This is a genomic window from Pseudoalteromonas sp. SR44-8 (genome assembly GCF_014163635.1).
GTDB classification, from domain to species: domain Bacteria; phylum Pseudomonadota; class Gammaproteobacteria; order Enterobacterales; family Alteromonadaceae; genus Pseudoalteromonas; species Pseudoalteromonas rhizosphaerae.
In genome coordinates, this window is the sequence record NZ_JACJDS010000038.1 from 19,788 (window position 1) to 38,032 (window position 18,245).

At 41.0% G+C, this 18,245-nt stretch carries 15 protein-coding genes; 8 read left to right on the forward strand and 7 right to left on the reverse strand.

From position 1 onward, the window contains the following. Window positions 1-158 precede the first annotated feature (158 nt). The 7 genes from H5183_RS17100 (at window position 159) to H5183_RS17130 (ending at window position 7,729) form a co-directional block, all read left to right on the forward strand. A complete protein-coding gene (locus H5183_RS17100; RefSeq protein ID WP_182732277.1) occupies window positions 159-1,319 on the forward strand; it encodes a Gfo/Idh/MocA family protein in 1,161 nt (386 codons plus the stop codon). Window positions 1,320-1,322: 3 nt separating this feature from the next. Further along, on the forward strand, window positions 1,323-2,375 hold the full coding sequence (locus H5183_RS17105) for a sugar phosphate isomerase/epimerase (protein ID WP_182732278.1): 1,053 nt from the start codon (window positions 1,323-1,325) through the stop codon (window positions 2,373-2,375). An 18-nt stretch (window positions 2,376-2,393) separates the two neighbouring features. Next, entirely contained in the window at window positions 2,394-3,608 is a 1,215-nt protein-coding gene (locus tag H5183_RS17110) for a sugar MFS transporter (RefSeq protein ID WP_145235670.1), read from the forward strand. A 37-nt stretch (window positions 3,609-3,645) separates the two neighbouring features. Further along, window positions 3,646-4,338, forward strand: a complete 693-nt coding sequence (locus H5183_RS17115) for a DUF1080 domain-containing protein (protein WP_145235673.1) — start codon at window positions 3,646-3,648, stop codon at window positions 4,336-4,338. A 2-nt stretch (window positions 4,339-4,340) separates the two neighbouring features. Continuing rightward, a complete protein-coding gene (locus H5183_RS17120; RefSeq protein WP_182718783.1) occupies window positions 4,341-6,020 on the forward strand; it encodes a GMC family oxidoreductase in 1,680 nt (559 codons plus the stop codon). A 1-nt stretch (window position 6,021) separates the two neighbouring features. Next, complete coding sequence (locus tag H5183_RS17125; RefSeq protein WP_145235681.1) at window positions 6,022-6,783, forward strand: gluconate 2-dehydrogenase subunit 3 family protein; 762 nt, start codon at window positions 6,022-6,024, stop codon at window positions 6,781-6,783. A 73-nt stretch (window positions 6,784-6,856) separates the two neighbouring features. Then, on the forward strand, window positions 6,857-7,729 hold the full coding sequence (locus tag H5183_RS17130; RefSeq protein ID WP_145235683.1) for a sugar phosphate isomerase/epimerase: 873 nt from the start codon (window positions 6,857-6,859) through the stop codon (window positions 7,727-7,729). Window positions 7,730-7,813: 84 nt separating this feature from the next. Here the strand turns inward: H5183_RS17130 and rnd are convergent, their stop codons facing one another. The 3 genes from rnd to H5183_RS17145 form a co-directional block, all read right to left on the reverse strand. After that, window positions 7,814-8,944, reverse strand: coding sequence for a ribonuclease D (gene rnd, locus H5183_RS17135; protein ID WP_182732279.1), 1,131 nt, complete (start codon window positions 8,942-8,944; stop codon window positions 7,814-7,816). A 49-nt stretch (window positions 8,945-8,993) separates the two neighbouring features. Continuing rightward, window positions 8,994-10,646, reverse strand: a complete 1,653-nt coding sequence (gene fadD / locus H5183_RS17140) for a long-chain-fatty-acid--CoA ligase FadD (RefSeq protein WP_145235691.1) — start codon at window positions 10,644-10,646, stop codon at window positions 8,994-8,996. 120 nt (window positions 10,647-10,766) lie between these two features. Beyond that, a complete protein-coding gene (locus H5183_RS17145) occupies window positions 10,767-11,618 on the reverse strand; it encodes an alpha/beta fold hydrolase (protein ID WP_182732280.1) in 852 nt (283 codons plus the stop codon). Window positions 11,619-11,718: 100 nt separating this feature from the next. Here H5183_RS17145 and H5183_RS17150 point away from each other — a divergent pair, with 100 nt between their 5' ends. Then, on the forward strand, window positions 11,719-13,008 hold the full coding sequence (locus H5183_RS17150; RefSeq protein WP_182732281.1) for an alkaline phosphatase: 1,290 nt from the start codon (window positions 11,719-11,721) through the stop codon (window positions 13,006-13,008). Window positions 13,009-13,176: 168 nt separating this feature from the next. On the opposite strand, the gene H5183_RS17155 is transcribed toward H5183_RS17150, so the two are convergent. The 4 genes from H5183_RS17155 to H5183_RS17170 form a co-directional block, all read right to left on the reverse strand. Beyond that, window positions 13,177-13,506 carry a hypothetical protein gene (locus H5183_RS17155; protein WP_149980212.1) on the reverse strand — a complete coding sequence of 110 codons (330 nt, stop codon included), beginning with the start codon at window positions 13,504-13,506 and terminating at the stop codon, window positions 13,177-13,179. Window positions 13,507-13,581: 75 nt separating this feature from the next. Next, complete coding sequence (gene tsaB, locus H5183_RS17160) at window positions 13,582-14,292, reverse strand: tRNA (adenosine(37)-N6)-threonylcarbamoyltransferase complex dimerization subunit type 1 TsaB (protein WP_182732282.1); 711 nt, start codon at window positions 14,290-14,292, stop codon at window positions 13,582-13,584. Between the two features lie 13 nt (window positions 14,293-14,305). Beyond that, window positions 14,306-16,132 (reverse strand): ATP-dependent DNA helicase, encoded by a 1,827-nt coding sequence (locus H5183_RS17165; RefSeq protein ID WP_220493580.1) that lies wholly within the window; start codon window positions 16,130-16,132, stop codon window positions 14,306-14,308. Between the two features lie 191 nt (window positions 16,133-16,323). Beyond that, entirely contained in the window at window positions 16,324-18,189 is a 1,866-nt protein-coding gene (locus H5183_RS17170) for a M28 family metallopeptidase (protein ID WP_182732283.1), read from the reverse strand. Window positions 18,190-18,245 lie beyond the last annotated feature (56 nt).

Below are 18,245 nucleotides of genomic sequence, written 5' to 3' on the forward strand. Positions count from 1 at the left end.
ATATATTCTATAAATATCAATTCGCAATAATATATAAAACGCCGATTTTGTTGCATTGTCAACCGAATTTTTATTATCCCTTACGCTGTTCATTCCTTATTATCAATAACATGATATTAACTAAACTCAGTAGACGATTACTGACATGGAGCTTTTTCATGAATAATGCCAAAATCCGCATGGGGATGGTCGGTGGTGCACAAGGTGCATTTATCGGTGCAATCCATCGCATTGCTGCACGCTTAGATGGCTTAATTGAGTTAGTCGCAGGCTCCTTTAGTTCAGATCCATCACGCAGCCAAGCTACAGCTGCAATGCTAGGAATAAATCCAGATCGTTGCTATGACAGCTACCAACAAATGTTTAGCGAAGAAGCTAAGTTACCTGCCGATCAACGAATTGATTTTGTGGCAATAGTGACGCCAAATCATTTGCATTTCCCAATTGCAAAGTGTGCAATTGAAGCAGGTTTTCACGTTTTATCAGATAAGCCAGCCACCCTAAATTTAGAACAAGCGCTGTTATTAGAAAAAACTCTGCAAGCCAGTGATTGTTTATATGGATTAACTCATACCTACACTGGTTACCCGATGATTAAAGAAGCGCGCCAACGTATTACTGATGGCGAGCTGGGCGCTATTCGTAAAATTATTGTTGAGTACAGCCAAGGTTGGCTTGCCACCAGCGAAGATGAAAATGCCAAACAAGCCAAATGGCGTTTAGATGCTGATAAGGCCGGTATTAGTTGTTGTATAGCTGATATAGGAGTGCATGCTGCAAATCTAGCTGAATACGTGAGCGGCCTAGAAATCACCGCACTATGCGCTGACTTAAATCATGTTGTTGCAGGCAGAACACTCGATGATGATGGCACCGTTTTACTGCGCTTTAACAACGACTCTAAGGGAGTTCTTCTTGCTAGCCAAGTTGCATTAGGAGAAGAAAACAATCTTAATTTGCGTATTTATGGCGATCAAGCAAGTCTTGAGTGGTCACAAATGGAACCAAATAGTTTGTGGCTCAAAAGTCATAACGCGCCAACCACCCTATTACGTGCAGGTGTTGGCCTAAAAAGTACTGCGGCACAAAATTCACTGCGAACACCTGCAGGCCATCCAGAAGGATACCTTGAAGCATTTGCCAATATCTATGTCAATTTTGCAAAACAAATTCACGCAAAAAAAGCCGGATACTCAGCATCTAACAGTGACTTCGACGTGCCTGGTATTAAAGAAGCAATTCGCGGAATGGCATTTATAGAAAATGCTGTAGCAGCGTCGAGCAAAGACACTAAGTGGCAACCATTTAAAATTGGATAAAAAATGAAACAAATTAAAGGTCCAGCGATCTTCTTAGCACAATTCATCAGCGATGAAGCTCCTTTCAACAGCTTTGCCACTATTTGTCAGTGGGCAGCAAATTTAGGCTACAAAGCAATTCAGCTACCGACTGCAAATTCTCGTATTTTCGATTTAGAAAAAGCAGCCCAAAGCCAAGATTATTGCGATGAAGTGACTAGTATTGCTGCACAGGCAGGGCTTACAATTTCAGAGTTATCAACTCATTTACAAGGGCAGCTCGTAGCCGTTCATCCGGCTTATGATGAAATGTTTGACAATTTTGCCCCTCAAGCACTACGCGGTGACCCTATAGCCAGAACGAAATGGGCCATCAATCAGTTAATGATGGCCGCTAAAGCCAGTAAAAATTTGGGCTTGAAAAGCCATGTGACTTTTTCAGGAGCACTACTTTGGCATACTTTTTATCCTTGGCCGCAGCGTCCAAAAGGACTGGTAGAGCAAGGATTCCAAGAACTTGCGAAACGCTGGCTACCAATCCTCAACTACTTTGATGAAATGGATGTGGATGTTTGCTATGAACTTCACCCAGGGGAAGATTTACATGATGGCGTAACGTTTGAGCGCTTTTTAGCTGCGACAAATAATCATCCTCGGGTAAATATTCTTTATGATCCCAGCCATTTCATCTTACAACAACTTGATTACTTATCATTTATTGATATTTATCACCATCGTATTAAAGCATTTCACGTCAAAGATGCAGAGTTTAATCCAAATGGTCGCAGCGGTATTTATGGTGGCTATCAAGATTGGCAAGACCGCCCTGGTCGGTTTCGCTCCTTAGGTGATGGCCAAATTGATTTCAAAAGTATCTTCAGCAAATTAACGCAATATGGTTTTGATGGCTGGGCAGTTCTAGAGTGGGAGTGTTGCATTAAACATCCTGAAGATGGGGCGAAAGAAGGCGCACAATTTATAAAAGAGCATTTGATCCGCCCTACGGCTAAAGCATTTGATGACTTTAGCGCAATGGACACAAATGATCAGCGAAATAAGCGGATATTAGGTATTTAATAAACAGGGTCACACACAATGAATAACAACAATAATCGTATTATTTTTCGGCTTTGCTGCATTGCATTAATTGTCACATCAATGACTTTCGCAATAAGGGCTGGCGTTTTAGGACAACTAGGCGAGCAGTTCGGCCTCACTGGTACACAGCTAGGCTGGGTAAATGCCATGGCATTTTTAGGGTTTCCGGTTGCAACCATGCTCGGGGGCATCATTTATAACGCGATTGGTGCTAAAAAGTTGGTTGCATTAGCGTTTATTTGCCACCTAGGCGGACTTATTTTAACTATCACTGCAGATGGTTTTTGGGGATTATTGATCTCTACCTTTTTAATTGGCTTTGCCAATGGATCGGTTGAAGCCGGTTGTAATCCACTGATCGCCCAAATGTATCCTAAAAACACCACCACTATGTTAAACCGCTTTCATGTTTGGTTTCCTGGCGGGATCGTAATTGGTGCATTAGCTTCAAATGCAATGACATCCGCTGGCTTCAGCTGGCAATGGCAAGTTTCGCTGATCCTTGTGCCCACCATTATTTATGGTGTGATGATGCTTAAAGCGAAATTTCCACAGTTTGATACACAGCAAAATTCAACCACCAGCAACTTAAAACACTTACTCTCGCCGCTGTATTTGTTTCTCATTATTTGCATGACACTGACAGCAGTCACCGAATTTGGCACACAGCAATGGATTGAGCAAATCCTTGGCTCGTCAGGCGCTTCGCCTATGGTTATTTTAGCTTTGATCACCGGATTGATGGCATTAGGTCGGTTTTTTGCGGGCCCGATTGTGCACCGCTTTAGTCCATCGGGTGTCCTACTGGGCTCAGCCATTTTTTCAACACTAGGGATATTTTTAATGAGCCAAGCGCAAGGTAATACCATCTACCTTGCCGCAGCACTATTTGCCGTTGGCGTTACTTATTTTTGGCCAACCATGATCGGTTGTGTCGCTGAGTATGCCCCAAAAACAGGTGCACTTGGCATGTCGTTAATTGGTGGAGCTGGCATGTTTGCAATGAGTATCTGGAACCCCGTCATAGGCCATTGGATTGATAATGCGCGAACACAAGCACAAACAACTAGTGTCAGTGTAGAACAAGTTGAAGTGCTCGCAGGACAAGCTGTATTACAAAATCTACTGGTTTTTCCGATTGTACTGATCATTGTATTTATTGGTCTTCATCTGTTTATAACAAAAAATAAAAACGTTGAGAAATACGTTTAGTCATAACAAGTAACACACAAAAAATAAGGGGTATTATATGCTTAAATCAATCTCGATGTTGTCAATTGCACTGGCTTTTAGTAGCAGTGCTTTTGCTAAGACACCCGATAACCAACTTTCTAAAGAAGAACAATCAGCTGGCTGGCAATTACTGTTCGATGGCAAAGATATGTCGCACTGGCGCAATTTTAAAAGTGAGACACTCAGCCCAAAATGGACCATAGACAATGGCGCAATGTTACTCACTAAAGGCGGCGGCGACATACTCACGAAAAAAGTCTATCGCAATTTTGATTTACAAATAGATTGGAAAATTTCAACTAAAGGGAATAGCGGTATTTTTGTGCTGGCAGATGAAACTGGCAGTATGATTTATTCTCACGCCCCTGAAATTCAAATAATTGATAACGAAGAGCACCCAGATAACAAAATAGACTCACACTTGGCTGGCTCTCTTTACGATCTGTTTGCAGCCCCGACAACAGCGCATAAACCAGCCAATAATTGGAATAGTGTTCGTATTCGTATGCAAGATAAACACTTGCAGGTTTGGCAAAATGGCATAAGTACATTAAGCATAGTAATCGGCAGCACAACATGGAATACCCTTGTCGCAAATAGCAAATTTGCTACTTGGAGTAACTTTGCTGCGGCAGAGCAAGGACATATAGGTCTTCAAGACCATGGTGACAAAGTGTGGTTTAAAAATATAAAAATTAAGGAACTATAAGCATGTCTACATTTGATCATAAAGTACTGGTTGTTGGCTCCGGCGCAGGTGGCGCAATGGCCGCTTATACCTTAACTAAACTAGGCCATAAAGTATTATTACTTGAAGCGGGGCGTGATTACGATCCAAAAAAAGAAAGCCCAATGTTTCGCCGTAACAGTGAAGCTCCTTTAATGGGCGCAGGAAATAAAGACAAAAACTTTGGCTTTTACGATGCAACCGTCGATGGTGGCTGGCAAGTTCCTGATGAGCCTTACACTAACGCCAAAGGCACTGATTTTTACTGGTGGCGTGCGCGCATGCTAGGTGGAAGAACTAATCACTGGGGACGTTACTCATTACGCTTTAGTGAACATGATTTTAAAGGTAAGAGCCAAGATGGCAACGGCGCAGATTGGCCTTTCACTTATGATGATATCGCACCATGGTACGACATCACGGAAGAACTAGTGGGTATTTGCGGCACCAATACCGGCCTTGATGATATGCCGCCATCTGCACCTGGGGTATTACAGCCACCACCAACGCCGCGAATTCCTGAGTTACTTATTGCTGCCAGTGCGAAAAAACTGGGTATCGCAGCCGTGCCTATGCACAGAGCAGTATTAACTCGGCCAAAAGATGATCGTATGGCATGCTTTTATGCAACACCTTGTGGCCATGGTTGCTCAATCGGCGCGGCGTTTCAAACTACAACCTCATTATTACCTATGGCAAAAGCAACTGGGAATTTAGAAATAATTACTGATGCAATGGTTAAATCAGTGGCTGTTAATGATGACGGTAAAGTAACGGGTGTTACTTATATAGATAAGCAAACCGTAGCTGAAAAAACACTAACAGCAGATATCGTGATCCTTGCCGCTAGTGCCTGCGAATCCGCACGTATTTTGCTAAATTCAAAACACGCCAAGCATCCCAAAGGTTTAGCTAACTCAAGTGGCCAAGTAGGTCGTAACTTAATGGATTCAACCGGTGCTTGGCTTGGTGCGCAAGTTCCAGCATTAAAAGGTCGCCCACGTTATAACGAAGATGGCCACACTGGGAACCATTTATTTATTCCTTGGTGGGGACACAAAGCACATGCCAAAGGTGAGCTTGATTTTCCTCGTGGTTATCACTTTGAGATCAGTAGCGGTTTTAATCAACCTGGCTCTGGAGTCTCTGGCGATAAACGTGGTTATGGTATTGAACTAAAACAACAAGTTCGTGATGCCTATGGATCTTATGTTGGCTTTGCGCTGCGCGGAGAAATGCTCCCCAACGATGATACCTACATGGAAATTGATGAAAATGTTAAAGATAAATGGGGCATTCCGGTTTCGAAATTTCATTTCAAATGGTCAGATCGTGAGCTAAAACAAATTGAGCACGGCTTAAAAACAGCGAAACAGATCCTTGAAAATCTAGGAGCTACTGTGGGCAAATTACCTGCTGCTGAAAAAGCAATTTCAAAAGGTGGCGAGATCATTCATGAAGTAGGCACCACTCGCATGGGTAGCTCAGCAAAGGATTCAGTGACCAATCAATGGGGCCAAACATGGGATTGCGACAACTTATTTGTGATGGATGCAGGGGTATTTGCCTCTAATCCACATAAAAATTGCACATTAACCATCATGACATTGGCAATGCGTAATTCAACCTGGATAGCCAAACAAATAGAACAAGGAGCGCTGTAACATGCATAATGAAGATCGTGTTGACTCATACAAATATATTTCCGGCATGACACGTCGTGAATCGTTAAAGTGGCTTGGTTTATTAGCCGCAGGTTCCGCCGTATCACTTTCAGCAGGGTGTAGTAAAGCGTTAGAAGAGAAAATTAGTGATAAAGGACATTGGCCTGACTTAGATTTACAACCTATAACAGCTAAAGGTTATGGCACTGATCCCAATATGGTTATGCCACCACAATCACCTTGGCCATTGACATTAACTCAAGCACAATTAAATTTAGTTGCGGTGTTAGCCGATTATATCGTGCCTAGCGAAGGTAACAACCCAAGTGCAACTGAGGTAAATGTACCGAGTGTGATTGATGAGTGGGTAAGCTCACCTTATAACGGTCAACAAAAAGACCGCGTTACTATTTTACACGGATTAGCATGGATCGATGATGAGGCTGTGCTGCGTTATAAAGCACCATTTGTCGCATTGAAAAAAGAGCAACAAACAGCCATCTTAAATGATATTGCTTATTTTGATGATGAAACCCCTGCGCAGTTTCAACGCATTGGTAATGCTTTTTTACGCTTTAAAAACCTTGTACTTGGTGCCTACTTTTGTACACCGCAAGGTTGTAAAGATATTGGCTATTTAGGCAATGTGCCTATTGCAGGCGATTACCCAGGACCTACTGATGAAGCAAAAGCCCATTTAGATAGCGTTTTAGCTGAACTGGGTTTGACCGAGTATGCTTATCAAGATTCAGTTGCCAGTTAACGCTAAGTTATTTTTTAGCTAGCCCAGCCCTAAGCAGGGAGCAATTCCCTGCTTTTCCTCCTAGGTGTTTTTTATGTTCAAAATCAAATCATTATTTAATTATGTTATTTCAATTCTGTTTATTTTTTGTGTTTTAAACTCGCTGTCTATCTATGCAAAAACAAGCAAACAACTACTCCCCGTTAGTGTTCAGCTTTGGTCTGTTAAAGATGCCTTAAAAGCGGATTTTGATGGCACCCTTTCATCTATTGCTGATATGGGCTTTCAAGGTGTGGAATTTGCAGGTGACTTTGGGCCTTATAAGAACAATCCAAGTGCACTGAAGGACAAACTCGCGAAGCTAAATTTAGTCGCTAGTAGCGCACATATCGGCTTTGATTCCTTAACGGATGACACCTTAGCAGACACATTATTGTTTTATAAAACCCTTGGTGTTTCGATTTTATTTGTACCTTGGGATGAAAGAGCTTGGCAGCCACAAGGAATCACCTCTCTGACCGAACAACTCACTCAGGTTAATGAAATCGCTCAGCGCTATGCTATGCACATCGGTTTTCACAACCATAATAAGGAGTTTAATCAATTCCAAAACGCGACATACTGGGACGCTATTGCCAGTAATACGCCATATACCCTGCCACTGCAGCTTGATATAGGTTGGGTACATTATGCAGGAAAAGATCCTGAATATTTCATTAAAAAATACCCAGGACGAACCCTGGCAACCCACTTAAAAGTTCGCACCCATCCTAACGATGGCTTAAGTCCTATATTAGGTGAAAATGATTATCCATGGCAAAAAATAATAGAAACATTGATTGTTGATGGCGCCACTCAGTGGCTAGTCGTAGAGCAAGAAGAATACCCGAATGGGTTAACACCAATGCAAAGCGTGGCTAAATCTAAAGTTAATTTAGATAAGATCCTCGCTAAAATGGGCGAATAAAGTAACTTTCTCCCTCCTCTGACACAAACAGTAGGGACTAACAATAGTACATTAACTATCTTAGTCCCTATGAACTCTTAATAATTATACATCCCACTCTTTCAGTGTGTCTTTTAAGTATTCATAACGCCATGAGTTAAGTAAATCGGGCTTTGGAGTCTGTTCACGCTCAGCGCTGGTTAACTTCCAATTCCAACTGATCAACTGGTTGATTTGCTTTTTAGATGCAAATACATCTTCTGGAATGCCCTGTTTTTTAGCAACTGCAGTGATTTTTTGTTTAATTTCTTTGGCTACTTTTTTATAACTTGGAAAGTCAATAAGTCGTCTTAGTGGCTCAGGAAAATCTGCAACAGGGATCACTTTAGCTTTTTCAATACACTTTAAGATTTCAACGCCCGAGCGGTTAACTTCGATGCTATCGACTTCTGGCACATTACGCATTGCAGTTAAACTCGTTGGTTTGCGTTTTGCCAATTCAACCAAGCAATGCTCTTTTAATACAAAGTTAAGCGCTAAATTTTTGCGTATCGCTTTGCTACGACGCCAAGCCGCAAGCTCTCTTAATACAGCAAGATCCGCAGGTTTTAATTGCCAAGCATTTTTAATGTCTCGATACAGATGTTCATCCGGTGTTTGATAAGCCCGTTTTTGTGCAATCAACTCACTTTCATTGATCACAATATCAAAGAAACCAGCGTCGTTGATTTGTTCAATAATAATTTTAAAGCACGGTAATAAATGAAATACATCAGCTGCAGCGTAATCGAGTTGTTTAATTGTTAGCGGACGCTGTAACCAATTGGTCCGTGATTCGCTTTTGTCGATTTCAATATCGAGTAAATTTTTTACCATATGAGCAAAGCCCATGCAGTTGCCATTGCCTAATAATTGCAAGGCAAACTGGCTATCAAATAAGGGAGCTGGTACGAAGCCGGCGTATTTTTGAAATACTTCAATATCTTCCGACGGTGAATGCAAGACTTTTAACACCGCAGGATCACGTAAAATCTGCCAAAAATCAAACAATGATAGCTCGGCTAGCGGATCGATTAATGCTAAATGTTCGCCGTCATAAACTTGAATAAGGGCAACTTCAGGATACAAAGTACGACGACGCATAAATTCTGTATCAATTGCTAAGATGGGTTTGTTACGGATCTGCTCTACAAACTCATTTAATTGATTTTGGGTTTGGATCAATTGATATTGCACTTAATCTCCTACAATAAAAAAGCCGACATATGTCGGCTTTTTTAGCTTGCTAATCTTTCAAGGCTCGTCTGAGTATTTTGCCAACGTTTGTTTTTGGCAATTCATCCCTAAACTCAACCAGTTTAGGGACCTTGTAATTAGTTAAATTATCACGACAGTGTTTTATTATATCTTTTTCAGTCAAAGATGGGTCTTTTTTAACAATAAAAACTTTAACTTGTTCGCCGCTAACATCATGAGGGATACCAATTGCTGCTGCTTCTAAAACACCTTCATGCATTGCAATCACTTCTTCGATCTCATTTGGGAACACATTAAAGCCAGATACGATGATCATATCTTTTTTACGGTCAACAATATAAAAGAATCCTTCATCGTCATAAGTGGCTATATCCCCTGTGGCAAACCAACCATCTTGCAAACACTCAGCCGTTGCATCAGGACGATTATAATAACCAACCATCACTTGTGGACCTTTAACCCATAATTCGCCCGGCTCACCTTTGGCTGCTTCTTCACCATTATCTAACATCAACTTGATCTCAGTATTAGGTGCAGGTAAACCAATCGAACCATTGTATGAATCTAGATCATAAGGACTGACAGTAACTAATGGCGAACACTCAGTTAAACCATACCCTTCCATTAATTTGCTACTGGTGATCTTTTGCCATTTTTCAGCAACAGGTCGCTGTACAGCCATACCACCACCAAGGGACATTTTCAAACTTGAAAAATCAAGCTCGGCAAAACCCGGTGTGTTCAACAAACCATTAAATAATGTATTTACACCCGTGATCGCGGTGAATTTATGTTGGCCTAATTCTTTCACAAAGCCTTTCATATCACGCGGATTAGTGATCAATAAATTTAATCCGCCATACTTCATAAACGTTAAGCAGTTCGCTGTTAGTGCAAAGATATGATAAAGCGGTAAAGCAGTGACAACAACTTCTTTGCCACGTTCTAACACTTGATCTAAGCAACCAGAAACCTGCTCTAAGTTACCTACCATATTGCCATGGGTCAGCATCGCACCTTTAGAGACACCCGTTGTGCCACCGGTATATTGTAAAAAAGCAATATCAGATAAACACACTTCAGGTTTAATGTAATCTTTTTCGTTCGCTGCAAGTAAGGCTTCAAACTTAATGGGGTTAGGCAATGAATAGCTTGGCACCATTTTTTTAATATGCTTAACAACAAAGTTAACCAAGTGCTTTTTAAAGCCACCCACCATATCACCCACTTGGGTAACTACGATGTGTTTTACTTTAGTGTGCGGCAATGCTTTTTCAAGCGTGTCTGCAAAGTTAGCCAGTATAAAAATCGCTGATGTTTCTGAATCATTTAATTGATGTTCAAGCTCACGTACAGTGTAAAGCGGATTAACGTTAACTACGACACAACCGGCACGTAAAATACCGAGTATTGAAACAGGTGTTTGTAATAAATTTGGCATCATTACAGCCACTTTATCGCCTTTTTTCAATCCCAGCTCTTTTTGAATATACACAGCAACACGTTTTGTTGCTTGGTCTATTTCATCATAGCTCAATGTTTTACCCATATTGGTAAAAGCAGGCAAGTCTTTGTAGTCAGTGAAGCTTTTTTCAAACACTTCTAACAACGAGTTGTAGTGCTCAGGATCGATTGTTTCAGGCATACCCTCTGGGTAGCGCTTCAGCCAAATTTTGTCCACTCTTAGCTCCTGTTCTATTTATAATTTATTTTTATTAAACCTTAAACTAAGTAAGGCAATTTCACAATTGAGCAATCACTCTAATTCACAAATATTCCCACATTTTGTGCAAATATACAATTAACATGCACCAGTTTGCAGCATAAAGGCATGAATCTGCTGTAAACACTGCTCAGGGCTTTGCATATGACAGTGGTGGCCACCTTCAACTTCATTTACTATTAAGCTTTTGTAATAATTAGCATATTTATCTAAATTATCACTAATAAATTGATACCCTTCACTGCCTAGAATTAATTGGCACGGCACATTTATTTCGCTTATTACCGCTATGCATTGTTGCTCATCAAATCTAAAACCTGAATGATTTTTAAGCTTTGGATCAGTTCTTAGCAGCCATCCTTGTTCAGTTTCTCGTATATTTCTGTCCATCAAAAGTGCTATTAAATCCAAAGGTAAGTCACTTTGTACCGCCCGTGCTTGGTGTATTATTTGTTTTGACTCGTACTGTCGGGGTGCTTTTTTATTTACACGACGTCGATTCAAAATTGCATTTCTAAGCTGCTCGACCACTTTTTTACTGGGTGTTGTGACAACTCCCAGTCCTTCTATCATAGTGACCGTATTTACTTTATCAGGAAAACAGCTGGCAAAAAGACCAGCGGCCATTGCGCCCATAGAATGACCAACCAAGTGTACTTTATTAACCCCAAGTTGCTCGATTAAGTTATAAATATCATCAATGTAATCAATGAAATAATAGTGTGCATCGCTTCCACGCCAATCTGATAAACCATGTCCAGGAAAGTCCACACAATACCAAGTTGCAGTTAAGGTGTTATGTTCTAACATGGGTAAAAAACTATGACAATTATCAAGCCAACCATGTAATGCAATGACAACCTCTTTTCCTTGCCCAAATGTTAGGCCATGAAGTGTTAATGCGCCACTTTGAACTGAAAATGGATGCACTGCGTAATTCCCCTTTGTTTTTAGTTTGTTTAACGTAAAAGACATTTATTTATACTACATTGCGTATACAATGGCACTACATAATAAACAGGGTACAAAGATGAAGAAACAAATAAGCCTCTTGGCATTATTATGCTCAGCAAGTGCATACGCAGAGCAAGCACCAAAAAACATAATTTATATGATTGGTGATGGCATGGGCCCCGCTTATACTACAGCATATCGCTACTTTAAAGATGATCCGTCTACCGAAGAAATAGAAGGCACGGTGTTTGATACAATCCTTAAAGGCATGGCACATACTTACCCTGACGACCATACTTATGTAACTGACAGTGCTGCTGGCGCAACTGCTTTGAGCTCAGGCCATAAAAGCTATAATGGTGCAATTGCAGTTGATACCGATAAAAAACCGGTAAAAACAATGCTCGAAATTGCTAAACAAAAAGGCATGATCACCGCATTAGTTGCAACCTCACAAATCAATCATGCCACGCCTGCAAGCTTCGCTGCACATAATGAATCTCGTCGTAATTACGATGAAATTGCCAATGATTATATTGATAATAAAATTGCCGGAAAACTTCCCGTTGATTTAATGCTCGGTGGCGGTACTAAATATTACATCCGCGAAGACCGTAATTTAGTTGCAGAATTTAAGCAAGCGGGCTATCAATACAGTGATGACTTTAGTGCGTTAAAAGATATTAAGCAAATTCCTGCGCTGGGATTATTTGCTCCAGTTGGGCTTGACTTTGCGTTAGATAATAACCCAACACGCTTAGCACAAATGACCAATAAAGCGCTTGAGTTACTTGATGAAAATAACAAAAATGGCTTTTTTGTGATGATCGAAGGTAGCCAAATTGATTGGTGTGGCCATGCCAATGATATTGCCTGTGCAATGGCGGAAATGGATGATTTTGCTAAATCAATCGAGCAAGCAAAAGCGTACGTTGATAAAAACCCGGATACCTTATTGGTGATCACCGCAGATCACTCAACAGGTGGTTTAACATTAGGTGCGCATGGGCAATATAAATGGGAAACCGAGGTAGTAAAAGGCGTGAAAGCCACAGCCGTTAAATTAACTAAATTAATGTCTGAGTCTAATGATTTAAAAGCCATTTGGACTGCTAACACGAATATAGAATACACTCCCGAAAACCAGATCAAGCTTGAACAAGCAAAAAAACTAGGCGATAAACCACTTAATCTTGCCATTAAAGATATTATCAGTAGAGCCAGCTTCACCGGTTGGACTACCGGCGGTCACACTGCTATTGATGTACAAGTATTTGCCTATGGTAAAGGTGCTGATAAATTTATCGGCTCACAAAACAATACTGATATTGCAGATAAACTGATCGGCTTTATTGAACAGCAGTAACGTTTAACTGGCATGTTGCTTTTCCTGAGGGTAGAGGCTAACTGCAACATTAAAGGTTAATTATAAAAAGCCCAGTCATAATGTATCTGGGCTTTTTTAATCACAGCTGGAGGTAAACTTTTGCCAAATACTGGCACATCAACACAGAGTTAAATTACTGTCTAATTGTTAAGCGTAGATGTCCACACCAATTAAGTTTTGTACTTCAGCTCGGCGTTCTAAATTAGCAAACTCGGTGTAGGTTGAAATAGCACGACTTACTTTGGCTGTCGGCTGGTCATAAATCGTTTGTCGGTAACTAGGTTGGGCAGTGTCACTTTGTAACTTATCAGCCAGCGCAATACCTGCTTGGCTTGATTTAACAAACTCCGCAGACTGTTTATTATCAGCAGCAGATTGCTCCAATAACCCCTGAGGTTTATTAGTGTTGATCTGTCTTGAGGTAATTTTACCGGGTATGTCTCCCGAGTAAAACCCAGAGCCAATAGGTAGATTCAAAGTTGCGTCTCGTTACTTAGGTTATTAAATTATGTGCCAAATTTAATAACCTTGCAAGTTGCTTTATTAATCAGTTTATTCGCGTCCAGGTAATTTTTTCCAGGTTACTGTATCACGTACATATTTAGGTTGAGCTTGCGCAGCACTGACCGTACGTTGCGCACTGAAATCATCGCTAATTGTAGCCAACATAAAACCGGCATCAGGTAATATGATGTCGTTATTGATAGCAATTTGTGGGTTATCTGCCAGTGCCTCAGGGTATGTTTGCCAGCCAGTGCCCACTGCAATCCCTGGTTCGTCTGCAAGAGATAATAATGCTGGTTTTAATACTTGTTCGTCACCTTGTAAGGTCATCACACCATTATCACTGATTCTGTAATGGGCAAAATATATTTCTCCCATACGCGCATCAATAGCACTAAATACACTTTTTTCACCGGTTTGTTGATAAGCTTGCTGCGCCATCATTTGCAGCGTTGACACACCAACTAGTGGCAGTTTACATGCATAAGCTAAGCCTTGCGCAATGGCGACACTAATACGCACGCCAGTGAAACTACCTGGGCCTTGGCCAAAACCAATAACATCTAAATCAGTTAAACGGCAATTTGCCTTAGCTAACAACTGATCAACCAACGGTAAGATTTTTTGACTATGCTGTTGCGGGCATACTTCAAAATGGTGAAATAACTGACCATTATAATTGAGCACTAAAGACAATGCTTCGGTAGAAGCGTCAAATGCTAATAGATTAATATCACTAGTACTGATTGCGTTATTCATGGTAATTATTTCTCTAGTTAATGTGTTCTAAAAATTTACTGGCCACTTGAAGGCTACGTGTGCGGCGCATCGGCGGCAAGCTTTTTAAAAAGACTTGGCCGTATTGGCGTGTCACTAAACGGTTATCGCAAATCACCAACACCCCTTTATCCTTACTATCGCGGATCAGTCGTCCAACGCCTTGTTTTAGTGCAATCACCGCTTGTGGCAATTGAATATAAGCAAAAGGATCATGTCCTTGTAATTGCGCATCTTGCATTTTAGCTTGGAGCAGTGGATCATCGGGTGCTGCAAAGGGTAACTTATCAATAATAACACAACTGAGTGTGCTACCTCTGACATCAACTCCTTCCCAAAACGACGCAGTACCTAATAATACGGCATTACCATGGCGGGTAAATTTTTCTAAAATAATACGTTTAGACATTTGCCCTTGCATATAAATAGGATAATCAATCTGCGTACTCAGCCCTTCGGCGACTAAATGCATCATCCGATAGCTGGTAAACAATACAAAGCAGCGCCCTTTTGCTGCTTTAATTAAATCGAGGGTAAGCTTAACAATCGCATGAGGCATATTCGCTGCATGTGTTTCAGGCAAATAACGCGGTAAACATAATAAGGCTTGCTGATAATAATCAAACGGACTATCAACCATCATACTTTTGGCAGGCTTAAGGCCTAGGCTTGCGTTAAAATGATCAAGTGCATTATCGACAGATAGAGTCGCTGAGGTGAATACAAAGCCAGCCCCCGTGTCTGCCATCATTTGCGCAAATTTAACTGATACGTTAAGCGGAGTTATATGTACGGTTAAATAGCGGCGTGTTGTTTCATACCAATAACTGTTACCTGTTTGGCTTATATCAAACACCCGCTCTAATTGCCCTTTAAAAGCTAAGGTACGCTCAAATGGGTGTTCTATTTTATCGCTACGGTCTAAACAATGTTTGAGTACTTGATACAAAAAGTCTAAATCGCTGATCACCCTATGTAACGCGGCGCAAATTTCTTTACTTGCCAGCATTTGTCGCCAATCACCTCGGCTACCATCTAAGCCAAATTGTAAGCGCAAGTCTGCAACACTGGTTTCAAGCTTATTTAAGGTTTTACCAAGTTGCAACATATCCGGAATGTCAGAGCGATAAATTGCTCGTAAATCATTAATTAAGTCCACCAGCTTTTTAGTGCTGATACTCTCACCAAAGTAATCACTGGCAATTTCACTTAATTGGTGTGCTTCATCAAATATATAGGCATCAGCTGTGGGAATGAGTTCAGCAAAGCCGGTATCTTTTACCGCCATGTCTGCAAAAAACAAATGATGGTTAACCACTACTATATCGGCATCCATCGCTTTTAAGCGGGCTTTGCGAATATAGCAATCTTGAAAATCAGGACACTCTTTACCTAAGCAGTTATCCGCAGTGGAGCTTACATAAGGTAATACTTTGGCATCTTCTTCGATACCAATACAATCAGCCAGATCACCGGTGTGCGTTTCACTGGCAAATTTAGCCACCATGGCCAATTGATGCATCACATCAGAATCATCGGTCGGTACATGGGCAACATGCTGATTAAGCCGATAAGTACATAGATAGTTACTGCGCCCTTTTAGCAGCGCGGTTTTTTTACTCGCACTAAGCGCTTTGACTAATTGTGGTAAATCACGGTGATATAATTGTTCTTGCAGCGCTTTCGTGCCGGTTGAAATTATTGTTTTACCTTTAGACTTTAGCGCGGGGGCTAAATAAGCGTAGGTTTTACCTGTACCAGTGCCCGCTTCAACCACTAATTGCGAGCGGTTTTTTAATGCATCACTCACCGCAACCGCCATATCGATCTGCGGTTGGCGAGGCGTATAACCATCTAGAGATTGCGCTAACGGGCCTGCTGCACTAAAAAGCTGTTTGATAATAACGATCGCTTTGCTAAAAATAATAGCGGGATTTTACGTAAGCATAGCCCCAAGGGCAAGTGAATACGCAAAGCAAATAGCAAAGGAGCAATGCCCCTTTGCTATTGTTATTATTGTGCGTTGATCGTTAAAGTAATACCACTTGCCGCAGTGTAACCTTGTAAATCAATATACCAAGCACCAGCTTGGGGATTGCTAATAGTACAGCTTTCATTATTACCATTTTTATAAGGTCGACATTGATATGTTGACGTTGATGACGGCGAACCAAAATTCACATACAGATCAGCATCCCCGCTACCACCTAAAATAGAAATATTTAACGACGCGTAACCCGCACTGATATTTTGACTAAAGCGAGTCCAACCTCCTGTTGCCACACTGACATTCGTCTCGGTACGATTAATCGGTGTCGGTACATTATTGTCACCATCATAACTACCCGTTAAGGAAACACCGGTAATAGCGCTCCATGCTTCAACCATGACATGATATGTACCTGATTGTATATTACTAATAGCGCATGCTTCATTACTGTTTGAATTAGTGCTGTTACAGTCAAAGTCTTGTAAAGTAGGCGGTGCGCCAAACTTAACGTATAGATCAGCATCGCCACTGCCACCTGCTGTAGTAAAGTTTAAATTACTACTTCCTGCAGGGACTGCTAAGGTATAAAAAACTTGCTCTTTAGCAAGCGCATTAATTCCAGACACTGTGACACCATTTTCCAGTTCATTGTCAGTGGGTGGTACTTCATAGCCGGCATTTTTAGCCATTTCAGCTAAGTAGCTCACCGCAAGTTTGGCAAATTTACTCGCATGATCAGCATCAAAATTACTGTCGTTTGCAGTATGGATTAGCGGGTTAATATCAGCCATGCGCGACTCAAATGGCATTGAGGCGGCAAAGCCCTGCTGATACCACGAAGCATGATCTGAACAGCCATAACCACACTGATCAAAACCATAACTTAGGATGGGTAAATAAGTATCGATCAATTGTCCCAAAAACTGATTTTGGCCGCTGTTAGTATAATCTGTCATCATCACAATATCATCGCTACTGCCATGATTACCGGTCATATCAAATTGCACCATACCTACCACATTTTTGCCCTGTGATTTATACGCCGTTGCAATCGCTTTTGAACCTCGCAGCCCTACTTCTTCAGCTGCAAAGCCCATAATTTGGATTGTTCTTTGTGGTTGATAGTTATTATCTACGATTGCCCGAAGCACTTCCGACAAGACCGCAATACCGGAGGCATTATCATCCGCACCGGGCGCTCTGCCATTACTAGGATTTGATTGATTAATTGAATCTAAATGACCGCCAACAATTACTATTTCATCCGCTTTTTCGCTGCCTTGAATAGTCACAATTACAGATGATTGCGACCAACTATGGCTAAAGTAATCAACACTAATATCAGCGCGGTTGCTCGCTAACTGTTGCCAATAATCTTTTAACCATTGAGATGCATCAACTCCACTTTGTACTGAGTAATAGCGATTATTAAAAGCACTCAACGAATTAACGGTATTGGTTAGATCATTAGGACTAATGTTATTGATCAGTGTCTGTACCGTTTGCGCATTATCTATTGTGTAGTTAATAGCCAAACTGTTGATTGACTGATTCTGTACTTTAGCTAATTGCTCAGTATAAAGCTGCGCCTCAAGCAATGATTCATGTGCTACAAAGCCACCGCAGCGATGGTAATTGTCGTGCATAAATTCACTTAAATTAGCCACTTCAGTCTGTTTAATACGCATAAAATTAATAGAAGATAAGCTGGATGCTTGTGGAGCGAGGAGCTCGGTACTGTGTTTATGAGCTGTTTGGTTTAATTTGTAATGTTTAGCTGCTACAGGGTCAATACTTACCCAAATACTGTCAGGCTCTTGTGCTATTACCAGCTGACTTACCAATAATGACACAGTGCCAAGCAGGACGCTTGGTGCAAAGATATTCATAACAGTTTCCTTTTTTTCTGTGTTTACCCAAATTCAGACTCTGAAAATATAAGGGT